Raw genomic sequence first — 23,841 nt, forward strand, 5'->3', positions numbered from 1 at the left:
GGCCCCGTCCGCGACCAGCGAGCGGGGCCTTCCCACACCCCGCCCATCGGCAACACCGGTGACGCCTTCATCTGCAAGATGAACGACGGGCAACACTCAGGCACCGTCGCAGCCACTGTTGTGTTGACCTTGGAAAGACTCGGAACCACCGCACCCTCGGCAGTTCGGCTCCTCGAGATCTGCGCACTCTGCTCACCGGACAGCTTGCCGCTCAAGCAGTTCTTGACGGCGCTGCAGCATCTCGACGATCCGCTGCTCGGCGACCTCGACGCCATCCAGCGGCTCGAAATCTTCGGCAGCCTGCGACAGTCGGGACTGCTGATGCTGGACAGCGATGACCAGATACGACTTCACCGACTGACCAAGGTCGTCATCGAAGCACGCACGGCGGACCGAGGCCAGCGGGTGGCCGACGTCGTAGCTCTCCTCAGCGCACTGTTTCCCCAGACTCCATCCGAGCCTGCCACCTGGCCCACATGCGCGCAGTTGGTCTCGCACGCCGCATCCATCTTTGCCCACGCAAGAGTAGAAGGCTTGGAGAACGTCCCGCTGGCGTCACTGCTGACGCGGGTTGGTCGATACCTCCTGTGTAGCGGTCTCAGCTACGCAGACGCGGCCGATCTTCATGAGCGAGCCCTGACGATGCGGCGGAACCTCCACGAGGGTGATCACCCAGAGGTTGCTCGCGGGCTGGTACACCTCGCAGTCGATCTGAATGAGCTTGGCGACCCAGGACGCGCACGAGAGCTGCACGAGCAGGCACTGGAGATGCGGAGGCGGCTGTATTCCGGCGATCACCCCGACATCGCACACAGCCTGGACAATCTCGGGAACGTTCTTCACATTCTCGGTCGGTGCGACCTCGCCCGACAGCACCACGAACAAGGCCTGCACATGCGGCAGCGCCTCCACGGCGGGGACCACCCGAATGTTGCCTACAGCCTCAGCAACCTTGCCGGCGATCTTCACCAACTGGGCGATCTCAAGCGTGCCCGCGAGCTGAACGAGCTAGCGCTCGTGATGCGGCAACGCCTGGATCCCGGAGACCACCCCGACATCGCGCACAGCTTCCGCAACCTCGCCTCGGACCTCAGGGCACTCGGCGAGTTCCAAGACGCACGCCGCCTGGACACGCAGGCACTCGCTATGCAACAAAGGCTCTACCCGGGCGACCACCCGAACACCCTCCGAAGCCTTCAGAGCTTGGCTGAAGACTGTCGTGCGCTTGGCCAGCAAGAGCAGGCGGCCGGATTCGAGTTGGACGCGGACAAGATGCAAGCGCGGCTGGCCGTCCGATGACTTCCTCGCAGGACAACGAGCCCAACTGCCTTCAGAGGATGGAGATTGCTATGAGCGGAAGCGTCATTCGGCCCGAGAGGCTGCGAGCTGGAGATCGAGCGATCATCGTCTCGCCATCGAGCACAATCGCAGATCGGACCGACCAGGCGCCTCCTACCTGCACTGACCCGGCGCTTGCGAGCGCGCCCGTGCGAACCTCGCGTCTGCCCTGGGCATCAAGATTGACTTCGCCGACAACACGTTCGCTCAGGACTACTACTCTGCCGGCACCACAGAAGAACGCCGAGACGATCTGATGGCGGCGTTCACCGATCCCGAGGTCAAGGCCGTCTTCTTCTCGACCGGCGGCGCAACTGCAGTAGACCTCGTCGATCGCCTGGACTACGACACCATCGCCGCACACTCCAAGATCGTGGCCGGTCTCTCCGACTCCTCAACACTGCTCAACGCCATCACAGCGAAGACCGGCCTGCTGACGTTCCACGGCTTCGAACTGATGGACTTTGCCCATCACGATATGTCCTACACCACCCAGAACCTCAAGCAGATCTGGTTCGACGCATGGTCGGGTGACTACCGCCCCAACCCCGACTGGCGCGACCTCGAAGGCGACCCCACGACCTACCACGGATGGCGCGAGATCAAGCCCGGCCGCGCAACCGGAACCGCCGTCGGCGGAAACTCCGACGCCTTCATGCAACTCGTCGGCACCCCATACTGTCCGCCCCTGGACGACGCGATCCTCTTCCTGGAAACCTATCGCCTCCAGAAGCGCCACATCCAAGCCCTCTTGGCAACCCTCAAGCTCAAGGGCGCCTTCGACTCCATCCAGGGCCTTATCATCGGCTACTGCCTAGGCAGCGACGCCCCAGGAACCGGCAACGACCGAGAGATCGCCGACATCATCCTGGAAACCACCGCGGACCACAGATTCCCAGTCATGCAGATCGGCGAGATCGGTCACCAGGTCGAGAACCTTATCCTCCCCATCGGCGCCGGAATTGAGATGGATACCAGCTCACCCTCATTGTCTCTGTCTGAACCTGCTGTGCAATGAACTCACTCCTGGCCCGCCAAAGAAGCGTTGCACAGGTCGGCCGAAGGAGGTCGTCGGCTGTGGGCCGTCCACAGCCCAACGGGGTTCGTGGACGGTTCTCACCCGCCGCCAGGGGGTCAGTTTTCACCCGTCGCCGACAAGGCCGAAGCCGCCGCCGGGCTGGGTGATCTGAGTGTCTGCGAACGGGTCCTAGAGCACGCCGAACAAGTCAGAGGGATGGGCCGCGAAAGTCAGACCGGGGGATGGTTGCGGTTCGACGGCCCTCGGCTGCCCGAGCAACGCGGCACCTGCTACACCCAGCTTGGCAAGCCGGATCTGGCTGAGATGTCCTTGCAACAAGCGCTGAGCCTACCGGTTTCGCTGCGGCTGCGCGGTAGTGTGCTGGTGGATCTGGCAAACGTAGGTGTGATGCGCCGAGATGTTGAGCAGACGGTGAACTACGCAACCGCCGCCATGGAACTAACGGGGCAGTCTGGCTCGGGCGTGATCGCTCGCAAACTCGCCGGCGTGAACCGGCAACTCCCTGCCGCCCACCGCCGAGATGCCCGGCTACTGCGCTTGAGCGAAGACATCTCGGCATGCCTCGCGATCGAGCGTTCGTCGCTGTAAGACCCTTCCCCGTCCAAAGGAGCGAAGCTGTTGTCGAATGAACAAGGCTGCTTCTTCCGTGAGGCATGGATCGCAGGTGTGACGAAGCACTATCCGAGCGAACCGGAGCCCGGGTATGTCGCGCCGTGGGAAGACATACCTGATTGGGAGCGGGAGAGCGCCGCAGCCGTCTACGAGCAAGGTGCGGGCATTCGTTGAGGTCTCCGAAGGGAGCACAAGCAAGCTCAGCCGAGAGCGGCGGCACGAACCGTCTTCTCCTAATCGTTGGACTGAGCAACCAGTCGGAACGACGGCGCCGGGTCGGACTGTCCGATCCGTACGACGCCGAGTTCCACACCGAAGAATCTGGGGTTCTCGTCAGTGCGAGCATTCAGCCAGTCGATAGCCGCTCGATGCTCGGGTCGAACGATGCGGCAACCCAGACGATCGTCGTGGGTTCGGTCCTGGCCGCGTAGGTGAGGATCTGGCCGAGGTGGCCGTGGTCGGAGGTCTCAAGCTGATTCTCAACGATCACGACTTCACCGGTGGTCTCATCGCGCCCATCAGGTCCAAGCTGAATCCGCCGACCGGATGCTCTGCCACCTCGAGTGCGAGATCCATCCCGAGCAAGTCGCTGAGCACATCGACATTGTTGAGTAGCCACGGTGTGAGGCTGTGGGCCTCATGCGGCCAACCGTCACGGGGGATAGACGAGTAAGCCGGCCAAGGACAGGCCTGGAACCTTCGGACATGAGTCACCTTGCCATCTCAGTGCGCTCAGGTGGAGACATCCGGGCCTATGTCGGCGAGGGCCTGACTCCTATCACCGAGACGGGATCCGCGTGAGCGCGAGGTTGTGACCCGACGTGCTCGGCTTCGATCAGGCCGCTGTGGGCGCCGGGCGCCGGAGACGTTGCTATGGCCCGGCTGTCGCGGCTCTCACGGCGGACAGACAGTTTGGACGCCTCAGGTGTAGGAGCTCACGCGACCGCCACCATGAGACAACAGGGGTGTCGGCACTCGGGTCTATCGTCGAGTCATGCCGAACTTCGATGCCGTCGCACGCGAGCACGTCCTGCGCGCCCTCGAGGAGTACGACGAGCTCGGAGCCGATGAGTTTCTCACCTTGTACGGCTTCGGCAAGGCGCGTGAATACCTTCTGTGGCACGACGGCAAGAGCTACGACTCCAAAGCCATCCTCGGTGTCTCCTACTTGTACGCCGCGGGCACCGCGGCTACCAGCTCGGAGTTCTCCGGTGGCAAGGACGGCGCTGCAAGGATCCTGCGGAAGCTCGGGTTCTCTGTGACCTTCGTTGACGACCCAGAATTAGCAGAAAGCCCCGGCTCCGGCTCGTGGCGAGAAGCCTCCGACGTCGGGTCCGAGAGCGCGCGTTCAGCCTGGGCCGAAGCGGCTCGAGCCGTCCTCCTCGAGGCTGCCGGCCGCTACCGCGCCGTGGTCACGTACAAGGAACTCGCAACTCAGGTGATGAACCGCACCGGGATCCATACCAGGCAGCTAATGCATTACTGGATTGGTGACGTCCTGGGCAGGGTCTCGGCCGAGTCATCGCGGCGAGGGGAACCGCTCCTCTCATCGCTCTGTGTGAACGCTGCAGGCAGCGTCGGCGAGGGCTACGCGATCGCGGTCCAAGCGGCCGAGGGTGTGGCACCCGGTGATCTGGACGACCACGCAACCCACGAGCGACTCGCGTGCTACCGCCACTTCAACGCCGCTGGCCTCCCACCCGGCGGCGGGGTCGCCGCACTCACGCCCAAACTGCGGGAGTCCAAAGATCGCGCCCGACGCGCGAAGACGATCCAGAAAACTGCGCCTCAGTGCCCGACCTATCACATATCGCTCCCGGCGACTGGCGTCTGCGACTTCTGCGACTGACGCTCACAAACTGTTCACCCAGGCCCGAGCACGCCCCGATTCGCACCACCGGCGAGAACCGCGCGAAGATGCCGAACCTGCAACGCCGCTGTGCGGCAGTTCGAGTCGGCGGTTCCGGCGCAGGCTACCCGCCAGCCCTGGTACTCCAGGTCGCATCGCGGAACTCTCTGGCCAGGGGTTCACCGGGGTAGCGGTCGTGGAGTTCGGCATCGAGCTCTCCGGCCACCATCAAGAGGTGAACTTTGCTCTGCCTGCCGTCCTTCAGTCCGTCCATGCCGAGCTGCACGCTTGTTCAAGATCGCCTTGCCGGCCGACGATGAAGCCGAGGGTGAGGCGGCATTCTGAGATCTGCATCGGGCTCAGGTTTGTCCCATCCGGAGCGATGTTGTCCCGGATGACCGTGTTGGCGTGCATCTTGGCCAGCTCGTCATCTCCGCCGATGCGATGAACATCCGTCGAGTAGTAGTCCCACTTCGCTGGATCGACCTTGAGTGATTGTCCGGCCGATCCGGGTAGGGCAGGTGGTCAAGGACCTCGCGGCCGTTCTCCAATAGGCCTGCAGCCCAGGTTCCCCCAATCGTGCCTTGGCCGCCGCCTCTTGCGCCATGAGCTGAACATTCGACGAGATGCAGTTGTGAGGCAGGGCACGGCCCGGGGAGGTCATCGGTGTGTGACGGTACTGATTCAAATGTGGTCTGTGCCCTGCCAGGCACAGCTTGCGTCGTTGACGTCTGCCGCGCACTAGGCGTCGAGGTAGCCGAATTGTTCGAGGCGGCGGCGGGCGACGGCTAGTTCGTCGACAGTGAAGAGTTCGTGGAACTCGGAGCTGTTGACCAATGCTTCCACCGTCAGATCCAGACGGCCGCGTTCCCAGAGCGTCGCGAATCCGTCGGAGATAGTAGGCGCGTGCAGAAGTCTGCGGGCGGTCTCGAGGCCGCCGTACTCGGCCAGCATGCTGAGGAAGTACGTCGGCGAATAGTTCGCCTCTTGGCGCGCACGCTGGTAGAGATTCCGCATCGCAGTTTCAAAGTCGCGGCTCGCTGATGATTGGGCTTCGTCGATTTCCGACGGCGTCTCTAGGTCTTCGTCCCCAGCGAGATCCACATTGCGACGCAGTACATACCCGCGCAAGGCATCGACCGACGTGAACACTTCGTAGTCGAGCTCCTCAAGCCTCGCAAGGTCGGCGTAGTCGGGATCAAGTTCGAGCACAACTGGGCGTCCCAGTCCGGCCTGCAGACCGTCCGGCCAGAAGGCCTCGGCGACAGCCAGGGAGCGTCCAGTGACTGGATCGGCGATCTCGTTGTCGAGTTCCGGCGAGGCATAACCCAGCTCGTTAAGCTCCGAGACCATAGCCTTGACCTGCACGGCGCGGGCATCCTCGACGTCGTCGGCAGCAATAACCGACACTGGACTCAGGTCCCGTGAGTCACTCGCCGCAGCGCCTTCGCGAAGCCTGGAGAGGAACGACTGTGCGGCCTCGGCAAGAAGTTCTCTCCGTGCTGCAAGGAAGTCCAGGTAACGGTCAGTCGTCCAGAGCGCGGGGTCTGCGGGAATCCACTGAGACGCGAGGACGCCGGGCTGGAGTTTCTCGGCCTCGGCCAAGTACTCGGCTGGGTGCCGCTTGCCGATCCGCAGGTTGGTCTCCTGCGCTAGAAAGCAGAAGTTCGCGATTGCATTGACCTCGGCGCGCTCGTACTCGGCCTTGTGTAGCACAGCCTTCGGGAAGATGTGGTGGATCTGAAGGGAGGCCAGCCGGCCGAGCATCTCGGCACGCAGCTCCAACCCGGTACCGAGATCGCGCGCACCGTTGACACGGGTCAGCATGTAGAGCATCGGGTAGAAGCGCGAACCCCGCGTGGCACCCTCGAAGTCGTGAGCCTGAATGTCGAGGTTGCCTCCTCGCCATCGCTCGAGTTGGGTGATGAGCCCCTCGACACCATCTCGCTCGACGGCCTCGTAGTCCTGCGCAAGCGTCGTCTCGGTCGAGCCGCCGAAGCGCCCGCGCAAGGCACCCTGGACGTACCAGTAGAGGGTCTTGTCACGCTCAACCGCGTCGCGGAATCGGCCGCCGCTCAGGTGCAGCAGCCGTGCGATGACCGGCACCGCCGCCCGCCCCATCAGCACTCGGTCGTGGTCCAGGCCGAGTCTGCCGGATACCGTGTCCAGGAATCTGCCGACGTACTCCGCGGTGGCATCGAGGCTCTGCTGGAATTCTTCGGCGCTGAGGTTGTCCAATGCGCTGAAGACCGCGCGACCGGTGCCTACTGCAGTGACGTTGCGCATTAGCCAGTCGAGGCTGAACTTGAATCCGGCGTCCTGCCACTTCTGTAGGTAGTCGCGCATGGCCTGCCGAGCATCAGGCCATTGCGCACACAGCTTCGCCAGCGCCAGGTCCCCCTTCGAAAGCTCGGTTCCGCCTGAGTTGACGCGGTTGAAGATGTCGACGACGACGTCGATGCTCTTGTCGCGGCCCGTGATCTTCTCCTCGTGAAAGGACCGCTCCTGAATTTGCAGCAGCCGATTCAACCGCTCCAGGTAGACCTGGAGGCGAAGTGGATCTGAGCTGAACATGGCGATGAAAGGACCGAGGCCCTCGGAGTACAGCCTGGTGACATCGACCCAGCGGTCGTCCTCACGCATCTTGGTTGGAGCATAGAACTCGAACGTCTCCTCGTCGACGTTGAAGTGCAAGCCGGTGAACGCTGTACTGTCGCCTTCGAAAAACCTTGGTGGACGTCCACGGAGAACGCCGTAGAGCGAGGTGATGCGTTGCTGGCCATCGAGCAGAAGCAGACGGGTGCCTCGGCCGATATCTCCGCCGCGTACTGCCGCCTGGTCGGATTCGGTCTCCCACAACAGAAGGCCCCCGACTGGGTAGCCCCTGTAGAGCGACCGCATAAGCCCGCGCACCTGGTCGCGGTTCCAGACATAGCCTCGCTGAAACTCCGGTAGCAGCAATGAACCGGAGTCGATCTGATCCAGGACCGTAGACAGCTTCCCCATGACTCTTCCTCCCCCTCGCGGTGTGACCGCGACGCGTCAAAACCTTATTGCCGTGCGCCGCCTACTGCTAGCCATCGGTAGCCGGCTTGATGAACTCACTGGGTACGCCATGCCAGGACACATAGAGCTGCTCGCGTGCCCTCGTGCAGGCTACAAACAAGAGGCAGCGCTCACGCTGCAGGTCTTGCAGGTGCGTGGATTGATCCTCGTCGGCCGGCGTAACCGCGTTGGCTGGCGGTACCTGCTGTGCCGTTACTCCGACGACCGCGACGCACCGAAACTCCAAACCCTTCATTCGATGCATGGTCCCCGCGGCGACTGCTTCGGCCGGCGGGTTCGACCGGCTCAAAGAGTGGGCTGGGATGCCAGATCTGGACAGTTCGCCCACGACTGCTTCGACTAAGCCGTTGGAGCGGGCCGCAATCCCAATCTCGTTAAGTTGCACACCTGCTGAGACCCACGACTGGATCTGGTCACTCAAGCCTTTGAGTTCGTCAGCTCGAGTCTGGAATGACTGGAGGAGGGGATGCGAGCCGTGTGTCTCGCACCGATAGCCCTCGACCGACTCGAGGTCGCCGTCCAGGTTGTCGATGCGCTCGCCGTGGAGTATCTGAAAGCTCCAAGCGAGGATCTCCGCGGTTGTTCTGTAGTTCACGGTCAGGCGCGTGGATCGTCCGGACACCCTCACGCCGACGTCGCGAAGGCTAATGCGATGGTGGTAAATCCGTTGATGGGTGTCCCCGGCGACGAACATGTCGTTGGGTGCTTCAGGTACCGCGGCCCGTAGTAGTCGCCATTGGTCGGGGCTGAGGTCTTGTGCCTCATCCACAACGACATGGCGGAACGGTTTGTCGGCTTGTCCTGCCAGCAGGTCGGTGGCTTCCGCACGTACTGTCTCGTGGGTCCACATCCGCCGGTCACGAAGGTCCTGCTGGAACTCCCATACTGCCTGCCAGAGCTGCGCACGCTGCCGGGCGTTCAGGGGGCGGCCACGACCGCTTCGCTTTGCAGTTAGATATGCCTGGGCATCGTGCACCCGGTGGGCGAGCACCACTTGCCGCCATTCCTCGGCCAGGAATGTTTCTGTGAACGGCAGGTCCAGCCGTTGGCGGATTTCCCGCCACCGGCCGACCTCATCGGCAGGCAGCAGCAGCCGAGGATGACCATGTCGCTGTCGGAAGACTTGGTGCGCGAACTGGTCGACGTGCTGAACTGTTATTCGATCGCGCACATGCTGGTCGTCCACTAGGAGATCAAGTCCGGCCTGCAGGGTTGCGGCCAGGTTAGATGTGAACGTTGTGACGAGTACCTTGCCGCCATCGCGCTCAGCGAGATGGCGTGCGCGATGGATGGCGACTACTGTCTTTCCGGTGCCTGGTCCGCCTGTGACGCGGGCTGGACCCCGATATTCCGCATGCGCAACTTGGTACTGGACCGGGTGGAGGTAGATCCGCCAGAGATCGAGCGGACGCCGGAAGACATCCAGTAGTTCGTCGGATCCTTGGACCAGGAGAACGCGTTCGGTGGTCCGCTCCACTGCGGCATCCACGTCGTCCGGATCGATCGGCTCGTCGGCGGGCGGTGCACCGAGTGCGGACCACACCTCGTCGGGTGACATGCCGGCTGCGAGGCCGTACAGCGCTTCCCACTGGTGCTGCGGCAGGAAGGCGCGGGCCGCTTCGAGCTGAAGCTCGTCAGTGAGGACGCGGGCGAACTGCTGGGTCTGGTCGTCGACACCGAGGCGCCGCAGGTCCTTGTCGCTGACTCGAGCGAACAGGCGGCTGGTCTTGCCGGAGGCGTGGCGGCTCAACTCCGGAAGCGTCGCGTCGATGGCTGCGACGTCCCTGATCTCGATCCGTCCGGTCGCTGCGTTGACCGACGCCTGGCGCCGCTGGGCCCACGTGTACGCATCGTCGTGAGGCAGGACCTTGAGAAGCGTGAAGGTGTCGCCGGACTCCGGTGCCAGCACGACGCCGCGCCAGAACTGGTCGATGCGGATCGACCGGAACCTGTCGTCCTTGGCGTTGGCGATCTTCTCGAGATGGATTCCGGCATGAGTTGCCGCCTCGAACTTCGCGAATACCTCATGCACGCGGTCCTGCAGCTTGCGGTCCAGCCGGGCGTAGTCACGCAGGAAGTCACGGTCGATTCCGAGCCTTGGCATCTCACTCCTCCCGTTGCCGGATTCCGTCGAGCAGTCCTCGAACCTTCTCGGTCAGCGGATGATCGTGGCCATGGAGCCGCTCGAGGTCGGCTGCCAGCGCAGCAAGGACGCGCGTTGCCTCCGGAACACGCCCCGCACCGAGTTGCAGCAGACCGATCTGCCGGCGCAGTTCGAGCGTGCGGGCGTCCGCACTGCCGAAGACACGGGTCTCATCCTCGAGCAGTGCTTGCAGCTGAGTGATCGCCTCGTTGGTCTCGCCAATCAGCGCACGACAGGTAGCCTCCTGCAGGCGGCATCGGAAGACGAGATCGGAGTCCGGACCGTGGTGCTCCGCGAGTTCCATTCCGAGCCTGCGGTACACCGGCGCGGCGCTTCTGTAATCCCCGCCCTCGAACAGCACATTCGCAAGCTCGAGCCGGAGGCTGACAACGGCCGGGTCCGCGGCTCCCAGCGCTTGGGTCGCCGGGCCTGCCACGGCATCGAGAACCTGCGCGGCCTGACTGAATCGCGACTGACCGATGAGCTCGGTGGCCTGCTGCCGGGCATGATCCAACCGGCCGCGGCTGAACTGCTCGGTGGGCACCTTGACTGACACCTCAGGTGGCCGGCCGACCTCTCTGGTATGGACTCCGGAGTCCACCTCCGCGAGCACCGCGGCGTACATCCGCACCGCGTCGTATCCGTCAGTCGTACGCAGCACCGGCGCCAGCGGCCCCAGGCCCTTGACGAAAGGTTTCAGTCGCTCGAACACCACCTCTGCGCTGTCCGGACGGTCATCAGGCTGCTTCTCGAGCAACTCGAGCACGAGTTCGTCCAGCTCGCCCGGTACGTCGGACCGGGTACGGCGGATGGCCGACGGCCTCTCACCGACCTGCTTGTTCATGACGGAGTACGGCGTTGGTCCGCCGAAGGTCTGCCTACCGGTTAGCATCTCGTGCAGACAGCAACCAAGTGCATAGAGGTCGCTCTGCGGCCCGCTGAGCGCGGCCATCACCTGCTCGGGTGCCATGTAGGCAGGCGTGCCGATCGTCTGACCGGTGCGGGTGATGTGCGAGATGTCGGCGAGATCGAGTGCGACGGCCAGACCGAAGTCCAACACCTTCACCGTGCCGTCCGGACAGAACATCAGATTGCTGGGCTTGAGATCCCGATGTACCAGGGACGCCCTGTGCGCAACAGTCAGAACGGCGCACACCTGGGCTGCGATCGCGGCGGCCCAGCCGATCGGCAACGGGCCGTTCTCGGCGACAACGTCGGCGACCGTGCTGCCGTGGATCCGCTGCATCACCAGGTACGGGCGGTCCTCGTCGGTGCCCACGTCATATACGGCCGGGATCCCCGGATGTTCGAGCCGCGCGGTGATTCGTGACTCCCGGACGAAGCGGCGGACCAGTTCGTCATCCGGTGTTCCGTCGGGGAGGCGCAGGAACTTGACGGCCACCTCTCGCTCGAGCTTCACATCCCGACCGACCCAGACCTCGCCCATGCCGCCTCGGGCCAGCGGCAGGGCTTCGAGCTCGTAGCGGTCGCCGACGACTCGTCTGCTCATGGCTGCTCCAGCTCACTGGGACGCAGGCCCCCGTGGATCAGGCCGAGGCGGGCGGAGCGCACGAGCTGCCGCCCGACTTCCGCGAGCTCGCTCAGCTGCGCCTCCGTCGTCGCCAGCTTGCTGAAGATCGCGCCCCACCGCCGCTGCTCGTCGATACCGAGCCGGGGAACAGCAACCCGCCGTATGTCGAACCGGGCCGAGGCCGCAGACGTCCTCGTCGACGACTCCTGCGCCGCCGATCGAACGCATCCGGCCAGGAGATCAGGGTCGATGCGGTCCGGGTCCGGACGAAGCATCACCAGGTTGGACCCGAGTAGGGCGCCGGGCTCCTGGACGACACGAACACGACCTTCCCGCAAGATCGGCGCCACGACATCGCCGGGTTGGAGTTCGATTGCCCCGGGCAACGGGGTACCTCGGCCCGACGGTTCACTCCCGTGCCGCACATCGTGGGCCGTGAGGACTGGCTGACCACCGGCCTCGGATTCCATCTTGATCGGTGCTTGCTGAATGCTGATCAGACCGGCCTTCGCCAGTTCTCCTACTGTGGTCAGGCTCGTGATTGGCCCAGGTGCCCCGATGTCCACAGCCGGTAGCGCGTCCTGAAGTCCTGCCAGGATTCGCGTCCACTGATTCGCGAGTTCAGTGTATGTACGGTCCACGGAGTTGTCGGCCACGAGATGGCGCGCGGGACTGAGATCGATCTCGTCGTCGAGCAAATCGATGACACGTACGGCGCGAGCCCCGGTCGGCAGCGGCTCCGACCTGAGGAACGCCCGCCACGAGGCGGCCACCGAGGTCACGTCGAGTTTGTGGTCGGTCAGCATGACGTGCTGTGGGATCTCGCCGTGGTCGGTCCGAACGAGGATCCAGAGATCTCGCGGTCCAGCGAGTCCTGAACTGTGGGGAAGTCCGATGACTGCCTGCACCACTCCGGCGCGCAGCAAGTTGCCCCGAATTCGCCGGCCGGCCCGGCGACCGGCCACGGCCGACGGCAACACGACGGCGGCAGCGCCGCCGCCGCGTACGTGCGCGAGGCAATGTTGCAGCCACGCGAGCTCGGGCTCGCTCCGGGGCGGCAGTCCGAACGTCCATCGAGGATCCGCGATGAGTTGGTCGTACCCCCAGCTCCGCTCGACCACTGGATCGCACACGACCAGATCGACTGTCTGCCCCTCGAAGGCGTCGGCGCGTAAGGCGTCTCCGAGCTCGATCCGAACCCCTGAGTCGGTGTGAGCGTTCAGCAGAAGCCGCGCCGCAGACATCCTGGCGGCCGGCTCATCGGCTTCCTGTCCTAGCGTCGGATGTAGGCCCCGTGCGAGGGCAGCGACAAGTAGGTTCCCATTGCCACAGGATGGATCTAGCACGCTGGAGCTGCCCGGTACGAGGTCAGCCGTCAGATCGAGAATCAGGCCGGCGACCTCACCTGACGCCGAGATGCCACGGCGCGACACGGTCTCGAAATACTGCTGGCACAAGGCTTCGTAGGTGCTAGCCGCGCCGTCAGTCGCGGCTAGCCCGGCTGCCTCGACAAAGATTGCGGACCAGGCGTCCGGGAATGTCTTCGGAAACTCGCCGGGGATCGCTCTGGCATATTCACGCAGCTCCCCTGCCACCTTCTTGGCGGACAACTCGGACGGGGTGACCCACGCATCGGGCTTGCGGTTCACCAGTACGAGAAGGGCACCCAGATGGCCCATGAACTCACCGAGCTGCAGGTCATCGACAGCGGTTCGCAGGTGCTGCCACAGGCGGTCCACTTCAGTCATCCGGAACGACTTGCCGTGTTCTCCAAGCCAGTTCTCGATCTCGCCCAGGGCGAACAGCGGACTGCTGGCCGAGCCTCCGACGGGTTGGGGGAAGTCTGGATACCGGCGGCGCCAGTTGCTGACCGCGGCGCGACCCACGCCGGCTATCCGTGCGATGTCGAGCGCGGCGACTGTTACGTCGGACTTGGTCATCGGGTCGCCGCTCCTGGCTCGCCGACCTGTAGCCGACTCAGCGAACCGCTCGCCTTGAGTTCCCGGATGTGTTCTACCGCGCGCATCGGGGCGGATCCGCCGTGGATCAGAACTCCGGCCTCAATGTTCTTGCCGACGCCCGAATGCGTCAGGTTGGCGCTCGAGATGAACAGCATACGGCTGTCCGCCACGGCCAGCTTGGCGTGCATCTTGGCTCCGGCCTGAGTCCTCTGCTCGGTCGGCCAGTGCCACAACTCGACACCTGGAACGTCCAGGAATGCCGTCGCCGGCTCGGCGCCGACGATGGCGCCGGCAGCGCCCTGGATCGTCTCAACAACAACGGTGACTGCAACGGCGCGTCCGCGCGCCGCGATCAAGGCTGCGAGCAGTGGCGGATACGGCTTGGCGGAATACGTCATCAACAACACGTCGTGCTCTGCCGCCTCGACGACATCGATCAGAACCTGCGCCGTCGAGCGCACAGGGACCCGGTGCGTGCTAGGACCGCTCCAAACAAGGTCTGCGCGCACCGAACTAGCGCCGCGGGTGTATCCAGCGGCAACACCCTCCAACAACGCAAGAGCCTCGTTCAAGGGCCGCCCGCACTGTGCGATGGCGGACTGCAGCGCGGCGACCCACTCGGCGTACTCACTGTTGTGTGCAGTGGATCGTAGAACCTCGTCAGAGACACCAGCAGCGACCCTGGCGAGCGTGCTTCGCAGCCTGGCCGGCCCCCATCGCTCCGCGAAGGCCACGCCGCTGAGCCCGAGCTGATCGGACGCCCCGTCAACGGCCAGGTCTTTCACGGCAGGTCCCGGAACAACGCAAGACCTGGGTTGTCAATCGGCACGACGAACCGGCGGTCGAGGAACCTGTTGCCGCGTTCGCACGTGGTCTCAGACAGGAACAGACAGACATGACACGCGGCGCCGTGCAGAAAGTCCGCGGGAGCGTGCGGCAGCCGCTCGGCGCACAGCGGGTCTGATGAGCAGTGCATCGCTTGCTGCAGTGCTTGCCTGACGAGCCGTTCCAACGTGCGCGGTTCGGCCTGTGACACCAGCCCACCGAGCGTTCCCTCGGCGTCGGGAACCGCCGTGTAGATGAGGATTCCGGCACGCGGCTCACCATCGCGTGAGGTGGTGTAGATCCGCTCTGACAGGCTCGCAGCGTTGTAGCCGCATTCAAGTGCGATCGTACGGATCAGCAGATGCGAGAGCGTGTGCAACGCGACGTAGCGCGCCTCCGGCCAGAGCGCGAACCGATCGAACCCCTGCCCTAGCCGGTCGGAATACCTGTTCGCCCGAAACCGTCCGTAGGCCTCTAGATGTGCGCGCAGTTCAGGCGCGTCATCGACACGGGCCTCCCAGTCCTGCATGAGCTCTTCGGGTAAGCGCAGGAAGATCCCCTCGCCCCGAACCTCGGCGCCCGGCAGCCAGGTCGGCTCGCCCCGCGACAACGGCGCGCGCTCCACCAGGTCGGGATCCTCCGGGTCGGGCGCGTCCAACCGCGTGAAGCCGACGAGGGCACGAACCTCACGCAATCGCTCGACCTGCACCACGTCGTCCAGCAGGTTCTTCAACAGAGCAGGTACGCCGTCGGCCGACCGAGAGATCGTGAAGTCGTCGGAGGGGTCCGGCGCACGGTCGGTCGTAAACGCCTCCCATTCCGGCGCGAGAAGATCGGGCGCTGCGTCATCTTCGGTGCCCGCGCCGCCCCCTGTCCGCCTGGCCTGCACAGCAGCCCAGATCTCGGCGTCGTCCCACTTCTCGAACTCGCGCAGCGCAGGCACGACAGTCCGCAGGTACGGCATCATCTCGACACCTGGCAATGCCTCGAGAGCGGCCCAATGCACGTCGACCTTGGCCTGCAGCTCGTCGGCGGCCGGTTTCGGAACCGCTAGCGCGTTGAGGGTCTGAGCGAACCACTGGTTCGAAGCACCTACGACAAGAAGTTTGGCTTCGTTTCCGCACTCCTCGAAGTGGTTGCCCAAATGTGGGTGCCGCCCTCGGCAGTAGGGCAGACTCTCGCGGCCGCGTTCACCAAGCGCCTGTCGGATGTTCCGGCTGGCGCCGCAGACCAGGCAGCTGAGCTGGACGTTGGCGCCAAGCATGCCGCCACGGTCCTCCATCCGAAGACGGGGATGCTCTGCTCCGTCCGGGCAGCTTGAACCGTTGTGGACGAACAGTACGTACGGGAAATCGTCGAGGTGGCCAGCCTGACAGGCGAGCACGAAGCGGGCTGCAACCGCGAGTGGCGCTCGGCCGCTTCGCTTTCGTCCACAGTTCGCATGGAAGAAGCGAGCGTCGTGCGGACGCCGTACCCGACTGTTCTCGAACCCGAAAGCCTTCGATGCGATAGGCGCGAGTTCGTTGCAGGCCGTGCAGCGAAGCCACCCCGGAAAGGGAACTGCAGGTACGCCGATACGTAGCGACGGGTCGTCCGCCCGCAGCTGGTCGGACCCCGGTGCCCACGGCGCGGGCCGGAGTTCCTTCACCGATCGCCCGGCGAGCTTCCGGACGGCACGGAGCAGGTGCGGTGGAACATCGGCGATCGTCTGCGACTCGACGGGGACGCCGGCGTCCCGCCACTCGTCGAGCCCCTGTACGAGCACGGAAAAGTTGGGCAGATCCACCAATGCGCCGACACCGCTGGTGAACATGAGGTGGCTGGGCCGCACTGAACCGACCCGCCGAAAGTGCCTGCCGTTCATTCGTTCACCTCGTCGTCTCCGGCCTCGGAGGCGTCCTCAGCGTCAGGACGGCCGAATGACCATGCCGGTGCGTTGAAGAGTGGGGCAAAGAGCTGGTCACCACCTGGCACCAGGAGGTTGATGTCCGGTTCCGTCTCCCGCATCGACAACCCGACAGTGAGCACATCCCACTTGTTGCCGCCGGCGCGCTCGAGGAGGGGTTGCAGCTGTTCCTTATCCCGCCGTGAAGCTTCATACGCCAGGCGGGCAGGGCGTGACTTCTTGTCCTGCCAGCGATCGACGACCGTGCGGAGCTTCTCCTCCAAGTGGTTTCGGCCCCGCATCCCGTCGACATGTTCAGCGCGGCGCGCGAGCCGTTCGATGATCTCGCGAACCAGCGGCGAATCCAACGGCACGTCGTGGGCGTCCGCGTCGCGAGAGTACGTCGTACCTGCGTGCCGAACCGCCGTGACGAAAGTCGCTGCCGCTCCCCGGTCGAGAGCGCGCCGTGTGTACGGCGTCACCGACAGCGCCTCGACCTGCTGGTAGAACGTCGCATGGTAGTGAGCAAAATCCTCGAAGTGAGCCAGATCCCGGGGCCGCGCCCAGTTGTACAGCGTCACGACGAGACCCGGCCGTTCGGCATCGCGGCCGACCCGCGAGGTCGCCTGGATGTACTCGGCGGTGTTCTTGGGCTGTCCTGTGACCAGCATCAGACCGAATCGAGACACGTCGACTCCGACCTGCAACATCGATGTCGCGAGGACGACGTCGGCTGGCTCTCGTCCGTTCCGGCGACGCTCACTCCATCGATCGGCGAGAGCATGCGGACTGCGACGATCCCTGCTGCTGCCGCTCAACGCCTCCCTTAGATCGTCTGCGATTGCGCGACGCCGAGCGCTGCTGTCGAGCTCGTCGTCGAATCCAATCTCGAGCCGGGCGAGGACATCGCTGATGTCGCCCGACGAGATCCGTGAGGTGAGCTCCTGGATGCTCAGCATGCCGGACCTGGTGATGATCCGATCCGAGATACCACGCAGTCGGCGGCCGTCACGGCGTACGCGGGTGGTCACGTCATCGTCGAGATAGCGACGCATGCCGGCCAGTTCCCGGACTGCGTTGAAGTAGCCGACCAAGGTCAAGTAGGGGTCCGCGGGTGATCCGTACTTGTCGAAGACGGTCTGGCCAGCGAGGAGCAGGATCTCGGCGAGGCGGATCTCGGCCGCCTTCATGCGTACGCCGTGCGCGCAGATGCCGAGGTAGCGACGACCTGGCTGCTTCGGCGTGAGCTCGACCTGTATGGAGAAGAACGTGTCCCTCACATCCGACACCTGCGGTGGGAACACTGCCAACTGGCGCGCGAACAGTCCGAGCACCTGAGCGCGGGCCCGCTTCGTCGTGGCTGTCGAGGCAACGATCTTCGGCCCGACCCCGCTCGCGGCTCCTTCCACTGTCCAGGTGCAAAGCTGGTCCACAGCCGCCTCGAACAATCCGACCGTGGTCCCTAGTGCACCGGAGATTAGGTGCAGCTCATCTTGGATGATCAGATCAGGCGGACGGAGCGTCCGGACTGCGTGGCTGACGACTGCGTCGAGGCCGCCCTTGCTCTTGTTGTGGCGGCTTCCGCACTTGACTCTCGGATCGAGGTCAGGGTGGCGGAATCCATGCCGTGGACAAGTCTGTGTGACGTGGCCGAAGAGGTGACCGGCGAAGCCTCGCCAAGGGAGCTGGGCAAGTTTGTCGACCGTGGCGATGACGAGGCTCGGGGCGTATCGGTAGATCTCCTCATCGACCGTGAGGATGGGTAGTCCTTCCGACGTACGGCGGCGCGAGAACGGGCACGCGTCGACACCTTCGCCATTCGGGCAATGCAGAAGAACTCGACGCGTCTCGTCGTCGACGTGCAGGTCGCGCTCGGTGCGCAGTGGCGTACCGCACCAAGGACAGGCGAGCACTTGGAGAACGTTGGTATGGCGCCCGTCGCCCGAGGCTCGCGCTTCGGCGATCTGCGTCGCGGCATCGTCGTACCAGTTCGGGGAGACGCCCGAGCCGACCCACATGCCGATCCGGAAAGGCTCGGCCCCCCAGCGCTTCTCGTCCTCCTGGCGGAGCACCTCGGCTGCGCAGATCAGTGCGGACGCACGCTGGAACTGTTGAGCGGTGAGGAGCCGCAGCGTGTACCGCATCAGTACGGCGGTGCCCGCGCGGCCATCGCGCGCATCGCCGCCTGTGCCCACAATCCCTTGGAGCCTGCGGATGCCGAGCGTGTAGGCGGTGAGACCGAGGTACGCCTCGGTCTTTCCACCACCGGTCGGGAAGAACAGAAGGTCGACGACCGCGTCTGATGCCGCCGCTCGTTCCGGGTGTGCGGGGTCTGTCAGCGAGGGCAGATTGAGCAACACGAAGGCGAGCTGGAACGGCCGCCACGATGCTGCCTTCGCACCTTCAGCCTCGACCTTCGCGGCGGCCGCACGATAGTCCAACCCTTCGTCCTGGCGGATCCGGGCAATCGACGTGTGCCGGCGCTGCAAGGCCATCGACTTGTTTGCGAATCGGAACGCTTCCAGGGCGTCCGCATGCCGATCAGCCGTGGGATCGGCGAGGAGCGTGATACCGGCTTCGATCCGTTGTGCCGCCGACCGGGCTGCCGCCACGGCCACGCGGGCAGACGGCTGGAGCCGCGTCGGCAGGCCGTCGATCTCGCCTTCCCGCAGGTCGATCCAGGCCCGGTACTCGGAGACAAGTGGTCGGAGGCCGTCGCCGAGCGCTTCGGGGGGCGCGGTTGCGAGGGTATCCATGGAGAGCTCGACTTCGGCGAGGGGTGATCCACTGCCGGTCGGGGCGACCGTCGCCGGGACCTCGTATGCGGGCAACCATGTGGTCTGAAGCTTGTAGGCCGCAGTCTCGCCCTCACGGACAAGGGCATCGACAGCAACATTGCGACCACTCGCGTAGCGGTGCTGGTGGCGATAGAGCAGCTGAAGGTGAACGTCCTCAGGATCGTCCAACGTCGAGTCGTTCTGGGCGTTCGATGTCGCCTCCACCGGAAGGAAGATCGCCTTGGCGTCGTCAGCGGCGGTGAGGATCAGGTTCGTCTGGAACAACCAGACCGGCTCCTTGTCCCCACTCAGTGGCTCGGCCTGGGCGTTGATCAACGCCAGCTCGACAACGCGCCGGCCGTCACGTGGCCGCACAGTCACCGCAAGCTGGACCCCGGGCTCATCCTCGGTGGTTGCTGTGAGCGGCAAACGGTCCTGTCGGGTGCCACCGTCGATTCGGACCTCGCGCTCGTTCGCGTACGGCTCGCGCTCCCAGGCTCTTGTGATCTTGCCCTTCTCGTCGGTTGCCTGCCGCCGCTCGTACCGCGCCCACTCGTAGCGAACCTTGAGTACGTCGACATCGCCCGACACCGCGAACGCCATCCCCATGGACGAAGCCCAGATCCGCCCCAGGCTCTGCGGCGTCAGAATCTCCGGCAGCTCCGGATCACTGGCGTCCGCTTCCACACCGATCTGCGTATCCGGGACATCGCTCGCGTCGGCCACCACCGACCGCGCCTCGTGCCGAGGCCCCAACATGCCAACGAGATACCGCTCCCGCGGGCCGGTCCCCGTCGGCAAGCGCTCGTCATCGCCACCCCACGGCCCCAGCAGATCGCGCCGCAACAACTCCTCGATCTCATCGCGGATCTCGTACGAGGTTCCGCTGTCGAATTCCTGCGCCAGCTCAAGCGACGGCGCCGTGCTCTGCGCCTCCGTCATCGTCTACCCCCATCCTCGACGGCAAGGACCGTTTTCAAGGTCGTCCTCGTTTTTCCAACCCGATGCCGGAACCTCAAAACAGTCCATCCTGCTCGGTGCCTGGTGCAGCCTTCGCAGCGCGCGCCTTCTTCGGCTTCCGCTTGTCGTGTAACCCGGCGGCCATCTCTTCGGCGTACCGCGCATGATTCAACTCCAGCAGCCGATCAAGAATCTCTTGCCTGACAGCAGGCCCGATCGTGTACCGCACATACGCCCCTGCCTGATGAAACCCATGATCCAACCCCTGGTCCAGCAGGTCGTCCCACCCATACGCCCGAACCGTCGCGACATCGATCTCCCGATGAATCCGCCGCAACTCGTCGATCTCGGGGTCCCGCACACTCTCGTCGAACACAAGGTTGTACAACTTAGTAAGGCCAAGCTGTCGGCTCAGCATGACGTCACGTCGGTACGTATCCAAATCGCCCCCCAGCCCGCGCAGTTCGGCGGTCAACTCAGGCAATGCGAATGTTTGGAAGACGTCAGATGGCGAGTAGCTTAAGTCAGCCTTCATTGTTGCGCTGTACCGCGCCGCCCACGAGTAATGAATGCTACTCGTCAGGAGAGCTAGCATCTCAGCATCGGACGCAGCAAAGACGACGAGCTTCTGATCAAAGACGAGACCGTTGGAGACAAACGCTGGCATGACGGTCCTGCTGACCTGAGCGAGGACGAGTACCCGCTCCAGCCCAGCGATCGCTGCACTCAATTCCGGCCTCGGCCGGAGATAACGCCACCAGAACTGGCGGCCACCTCTGTCCTTTTGGGCGTCGCGTTCTGGCTTGACGAGCCTTTGGACTCGCTCGAAGCATCTCGGATACGTCCGCGCCTCGTCTTCGGACCATTCGCGGAAGTTGATCACCCATCGGCTCGCCGAGCAGTCAGGCCTGGAATTGAGGTCTTGTCCGTTCAAGTACTGGAAGAGGACCTTATCGTTCCGCGGATCCTGCTCGATAAGCTGGCGAGCCTCGTCGGGTTCCAGAGTGAACCCAAGGCCGAGAATAATAGAGCCTTGGAACGAGCGGCCCGAGTTCGCCACGAGGCGCCTTGGGGTTCCCTGGGCGCGTGATCCTGGGTCCAGCGAAGGCGTGATGCGCAACGCGGCAACGCCATCGACGCTTCGTGCTGCGTCGGCAGCGAGAACTTCCTTGCTCGTCCATACAGCGCAGTACTCGAGGACTGCGGACCTGGAGGGCCACTGCTCACTCTTGATCGCTTGTCGAATCGCCACGCCGTCCGCGACGATTTGATCAAGCCCGACCTCACGGGTGGCGCCCTGGGCGAGCGTATTCGTGGCGATCAAGCCCGTCTGGCCCGCTGTGTTGAGTACGTCCTGTGCTCTGAGGACGAAGTACGCGATGAGGTCGGCGCTGCCTCGGGCTCCGCGGCCGACATGCTGGACAAGATATTCACGGTAGGTCGTCCCCATCGCGCCTGTGAGTTTCTGTCCGCCGAGAAACGGTGGGTTGCCGATGATGGCGTCGAAGCCGCCGTTCTCGAAGACCTCGGGGAAGTCGAGGGGCCAGTGGACGGGTGAGCGGTCGAACCCGCCGTCGACCTGATCGGTGGCCAGCCAGTGGCGGCGTTGTTCGTGGGCGTCCGGTTCGGCGGTGCCTGAGGAGACCTTGGCGGCGAGTTCGGATGAGGCGCCGGAGGCTGCGTCGAAGCCGGCTGCGCCGCGCTTGGCGTTGGCCAGGGATGCACCGACCAGGAGATCGGCGAACAGGCGCAGTTGGCCGGTGCGGAGTTTGATGTCTTCGAGGATGGTGCGTTTTGCGTTCAAGGCCGCCAGCGGATCGGGGCCGGTCGCATCGATCTCGGTTAGCTTGCGGCGTTCGGCAGCCGCCTCTCCGACGAGCGACCGGACGCCGGCGGTCCAATCGAGCACGGCACCCTCGTGGAGTTTGCGTCCGGACGCCGGGTTGAGGTGCATGTACTCGAGCTGATCCAGCGACGTGATGCCAAGCAGCGAGTCGCCGGCGACCAGCCGGTCGTCGAGGAAGGTGAAGGGGCGCTCGGGATCCATTGAGACGAGCCAGAGCGAGAGCTTCGCCATCTCGACAGCCATTGGGTTGATGTCGACGCCGTACAGACAATGCTCGATGACCTGCCGGCGTGCCTCGATCACCAACGGATCTTCGTCCGCGTCCCCACCGCCATCGTTGCCGCGAGCAACGTACTCGCCCGCTCGCGGATCACCCTCGCGCGACCAGGCGTCGACCAAATGCGCACCGAGGTACCTGGCGGCCGCCACCAAGAAGGCCGCGGAACCCATTGCAATGTCGGCGACCTTGAGCGACAGGATCTCCGCGCTCGACTTCGGCTTCCACTGCTTGGTGTCGGAGGTGTCGAGCGGCCCCGGCGAGAACACCAGCGGTTCCAGCGCGCCCTCAACAACCTTCTCCGCCAGCTCGCGCGGTGTGTAGTGCGTCCCAGTCGTCTTCCTCAGCGACGACTCGGTGACGTACAGCGCACCGGACAGCACGACCACCGGCAGGCCGCGCAGGTCGTGTCTGATGACTCCATAGAACGGCAGCAGCCGCTCCGCCAATGGGTAGTCGCCACCGACCACAGCCAGCAGTCGCTTGCGAGCCTCCTCACGATCCACCCCGTCGAGCGGTGCCAGCCTCTTCGTGAGGGCAGCCGCCGAACCGATCTTGGAATCCTTGTAGTGCTCGGCCAGCACCGCCGCTAGCCAGGGCACATCGGAGGCTGTGCCTGCGAGCGACTCCAGATCTCGGAGGCGGACCTCGTCCTCTAAGCCTTCCTTACCAACCAGACCGACAACGAGATCGTCGGCGTGGTAAGCGTCGAACGAGAGCAGGCCTTCGTACACGTAGCCTATCTGTTCGACGTCCAGCGAGCGGAAGCTCAAGGCTCGTCGTTCACGCGACCGGCCAGTGCCGATTTCGACGTACTGCACAGCGCGCAGCATGTGCAGCACTGTGCGGTCGTCGATCGTGTAGGGCAGCCACGGGTACTCATCCGGGTTGAACAGCGAGCCGTCGTGTCCGTGCATCACGAGTCGTGGGTGCTCGAAGCCGTGATAGACCGCCGAGAACAGTGCGAGCAGTCGATGCCAGGCGCCGTACGTGTTTGCCAGCTCATCCTCGCTGCCCTGCAGCGCACGCTCCTCCAGCTCGGCGCACAACCGGCCAGCCGAGTAGGAGTTCGCGTACAGGTCGTTGTCGGACGGCAGCAGCTTTCGCTCCTCGGCGAACAGCAGGAAGACGATCCGCATCATGACCGACACCGCACCGCGATACACGTCGTGGGCAGACACACCGCTCAGCCCGGGTTCATCGCGTTCTCGTGCCTGCAGGTCGGATCGACCGATCGCGGCGACCAGCAGCTCGACCGCCTGCCGCACCTGTACGCCGAGCCGCTCTGTGATCTCCTCCCCCGCGGCCTCGCTGCCGTGGAGTAGAGACACGAGGGTCTCGTCGTCGGGCACGCCGAAGAACCGCTGCCGACGCAGCAGCGAGGAAAACGCCCGTACGACGACTCGCTCCGCAGCCTCTGGCCACGCGACCGCGTCGAATACGGCGTAGCCAGTCGCCTTCCCCTTCGGCGCGTAGACCAACGCCCACCACCGACCATCCGTGACGAGACCGAGCTCGACTCCGTGGCGCCTGCACAGCAAGGCCACCCGGTCCACCGGCGTTGCTGCCCATTCAGAGCCAGAGATCCTCGCCGTCGGGTGCTGACCGGAATCCACGATCATGCCCAGCAGCCGGGTGTTGTCCGGCTTCGGCTCCTCACCGGGGATCGGCAGTACGAACGACGGCGTCACCTGGATGTCGTGCTCACCAACCTCCACAGCGAAGTCGTCGA

At 64.5% G+C, this 23,841-nt stretch carries 13 protein-coding genes and 1 pseudogene; 5 read left to right on the forward strand and 9 right to left on the reverse strand.

The window, feature by feature from the left end; genetic code table 11:
* The 4 genes and pseudogenes from EV643_RS41560 to EV643_RS41570 form a co-directional block, all read left to right on the forward strand.
* The coding region (locus tag EV643_RS41560; RefSeq protein ID WP_238166173.1) for a tetratricopeptide repeat protein at positions 1-1,299 on the forward strand (1,299 nt) is incomplete at its 5' end.
* 187 nt (positions 1,300-1,486) lie between these two features.
* Positions 1,487-1,774: pseudogene (locus EV643_RS46620) on the forward strand (LD-carboxypeptidase); the annotation flags it as partial.
* Positions 1,751-2,356, forward strand: a complete 606-nt coding sequence (locus EV643_RS46625) for a hypothetical protein (RefSeq protein ID WP_370452444.1) — start codon at positions 1,751-1,753, stop codon at positions 2,354-2,356. The pseudogene EV643_RS46620 and the gene EV643_RS46625, both read left to right, overlap by 24 nt.
* Positions 2,357-2,443: 87 nt before the next feature.
* Positions 2,444-2,965 (forward strand): hypothetical protein, encoded by a 522-nt coding sequence (locus EV643_RS41570; RefSeq protein ID WP_133805746.1) that lies wholly within the window; start codon positions 2,444-2,446, stop codon positions 2,963-2,965.
* Positions 2,966-3,335: 370 nt separating this feature from the next.
* On the opposite strand, the gene EV643_RS45240 is transcribed toward EV643_RS41570, so the two are convergent.
* Entirely contained in the window at positions 3,336-3,479 is a 144-nt protein-coding gene (locus tag EV643_RS45240) for a hypothetical protein (RefSeq protein ID WP_202870025.1), read from the reverse strand.
* A gap of 504 nt (positions 3,480-3,983) precedes the next feature.
* Here EV643_RS45240 and EV643_RS45245 point away from each other — a divergent pair.
* Complete coding sequence (locus EV643_RS45245; protein ID WP_202870026.1) at positions 3,984-4,838, forward strand: ScoMcrA-related endonuclease; 855 nt, start codon at positions 3,984-3,986, stop codon at positions 4,836-4,838.
* 741 nt (positions 4,839-5,579) lie between these two features.
* Here the strand turns inward: EV643_RS45245 and EV643_RS41590 are convergent.
* From EV643_RS41590 to EV643_RS41625, 8 genes are all read right to left on the reverse strand, one after another.
* On the reverse strand, positions 5,580-7,844 hold the full coding sequence (locus EV643_RS41590; protein WP_133805747.1) for a GmrSD restriction endonuclease domain-containing protein: 2,265 nt from the start codon (positions 7,842-7,844) through the stop codon (positions 5,580-5,582).
* A 67-nt stretch (positions 7,845-7,911) separates the two neighbouring features.
* Positions 7,912-10,008 carry a UvrD-helicase domain-containing protein gene (locus EV643_RS41595; RefSeq protein WP_133805748.1) on the reverse strand — a complete coding sequence of 699 codons (2,097 nt, stop codon included), beginning with the start codon at positions 10,006-10,008 and terminating at the stop codon, positions 7,912-7,914.
* A 1-nt stretch (position 10,009) separates the two neighbouring features.
* Positions 10,010-11,557: a serine/threonine-protein kinase gene (locus EV643_RS41600; RefSeq protein WP_133805749.1), complete on the reverse strand. Its 1,548-nt coding sequence runs from the start codon at positions 11,555-11,557 to the stop codon at positions 10,010-10,012.
* Positions 11,554-13,518: an N-6 DNA methylase gene (locus EV643_RS41605; RefSeq protein ID WP_133805750.1), complete on the reverse strand. Its 1,965-nt coding sequence runs from the start codon at positions 13,516-13,518 to the stop codon at positions 11,554-11,556. Before EV643_RS41605 ends, EV643_RS41600 begins: the two co-directional genes overlap by 4 nt.
* Entirely contained in the window at positions 13,515-14,324 is an 810-nt protein-coding gene (drmC, locus tag EV643_RS46270; RefSeq protein ID WP_370452443.1) for a DISARM system phospholipase D-like protein DrmC, read from the reverse strand. Before drmC ends, EV643_RS41605 begins: the two co-directional genes overlap by 4 nt.
* On the reverse strand, positions 14,321-16,228 hold the full coding sequence (drmB, locus tag EV643_RS41615) for a DUF1998 domain-containing protein (RefSeq protein WP_133805751.1): 1,908 nt from the start codon (positions 16,226-16,228) through the stop codon (positions 14,321-14,323). The genes drmC and drmB overlap by 4 nt, the downstream gene beginning before the upstream one ends.
* On the reverse strand, positions 16,225-19,968 hold the full coding sequence (drmA, locus tag EV643_RS41620; protein WP_133805752.1) for a DISARM system helicase DrmA: 3,744 nt from the start codon (positions 19,966-19,968) through the stop codon (positions 16,225-16,227). The genes drmB and drmA overlap by 4 nt, the downstream gene beginning before the upstream one ends.
* Positions 19,969-20,041: 73 nt before the next feature.
* Positions 20,042-23,800: an Eco57I restriction-modification methylase domain-containing protein gene (locus tag EV643_RS41625; protein WP_202870028.1), complete on the reverse strand. Its 3,759-nt coding sequence runs from the start codon at positions 23,798-23,800 to the stop codon at positions 20,042-20,044.
* Between the last annotated feature and the right edge of the window lie 41 nt (positions 23,801-23,841).

Origin of the sequence: Kribbella caucasensis, from assembly GCF_004361855.1 — a bacterium.
Lineage (GTDB): Bacteria > Actinomycetota > Actinomycetes > Propionibacteriales > Kribbellaceae > Kribbella > Kribbella caucasensis.

Excerpts from the sequence above, each read along its gene's own strand:
- EV643_RS45245 (WP_202870026.1), top strand. The coding sequence starts at position 3,984 with ATGCCGAACTTCGATGCCGTCGCACGCGAGCACGTCCTGCGCGCCCTC.
- drmA (WP_133805752.1), bottom strand. The coding sequence starts at position 19,968 with ATGACGGAGGCGCAGAGCACGGCGCCGTCGCTTGAGCTGGCGCAGGAA.
- EV643_RS41600 (WP_133805749.1), bottom strand. The coding sequence starts at position 11,557 with ATGAGCAGACGAGTCGTCGGCGACCGCTACGAGCTCGAAGCCCTGCCG.
- EV643_RS41605 (WP_133805750.1), bottom strand. The coding sequence starts at position 13,518 with ATGACCAAGTCCGACGTAACAGTCGCCGCGCTCGACATCGCACGGATA.
- EV643_RS41595 (WP_133805748.1), bottom strand. The coding sequence starts at position 10,008 with ATGCCAAGGCTCGGAATCGACCGTGACTTCCTGCGTGACTACGCCCGG.
- drmB (WP_133805751.1), bottom strand. The coding sequence starts at position 16,228 with ATGAACGGCAGGCACTTTCGGCGGGTCGGTTCAGTGCGGCCCAGCCAC.
- EV643_RS41590 (WP_133805747.1), bottom strand. The coding sequence starts at position 7,844 with ATGGGGAAGCTGTCTACGGTCCTGGATCAGATCGACTCCGGTTCATTG.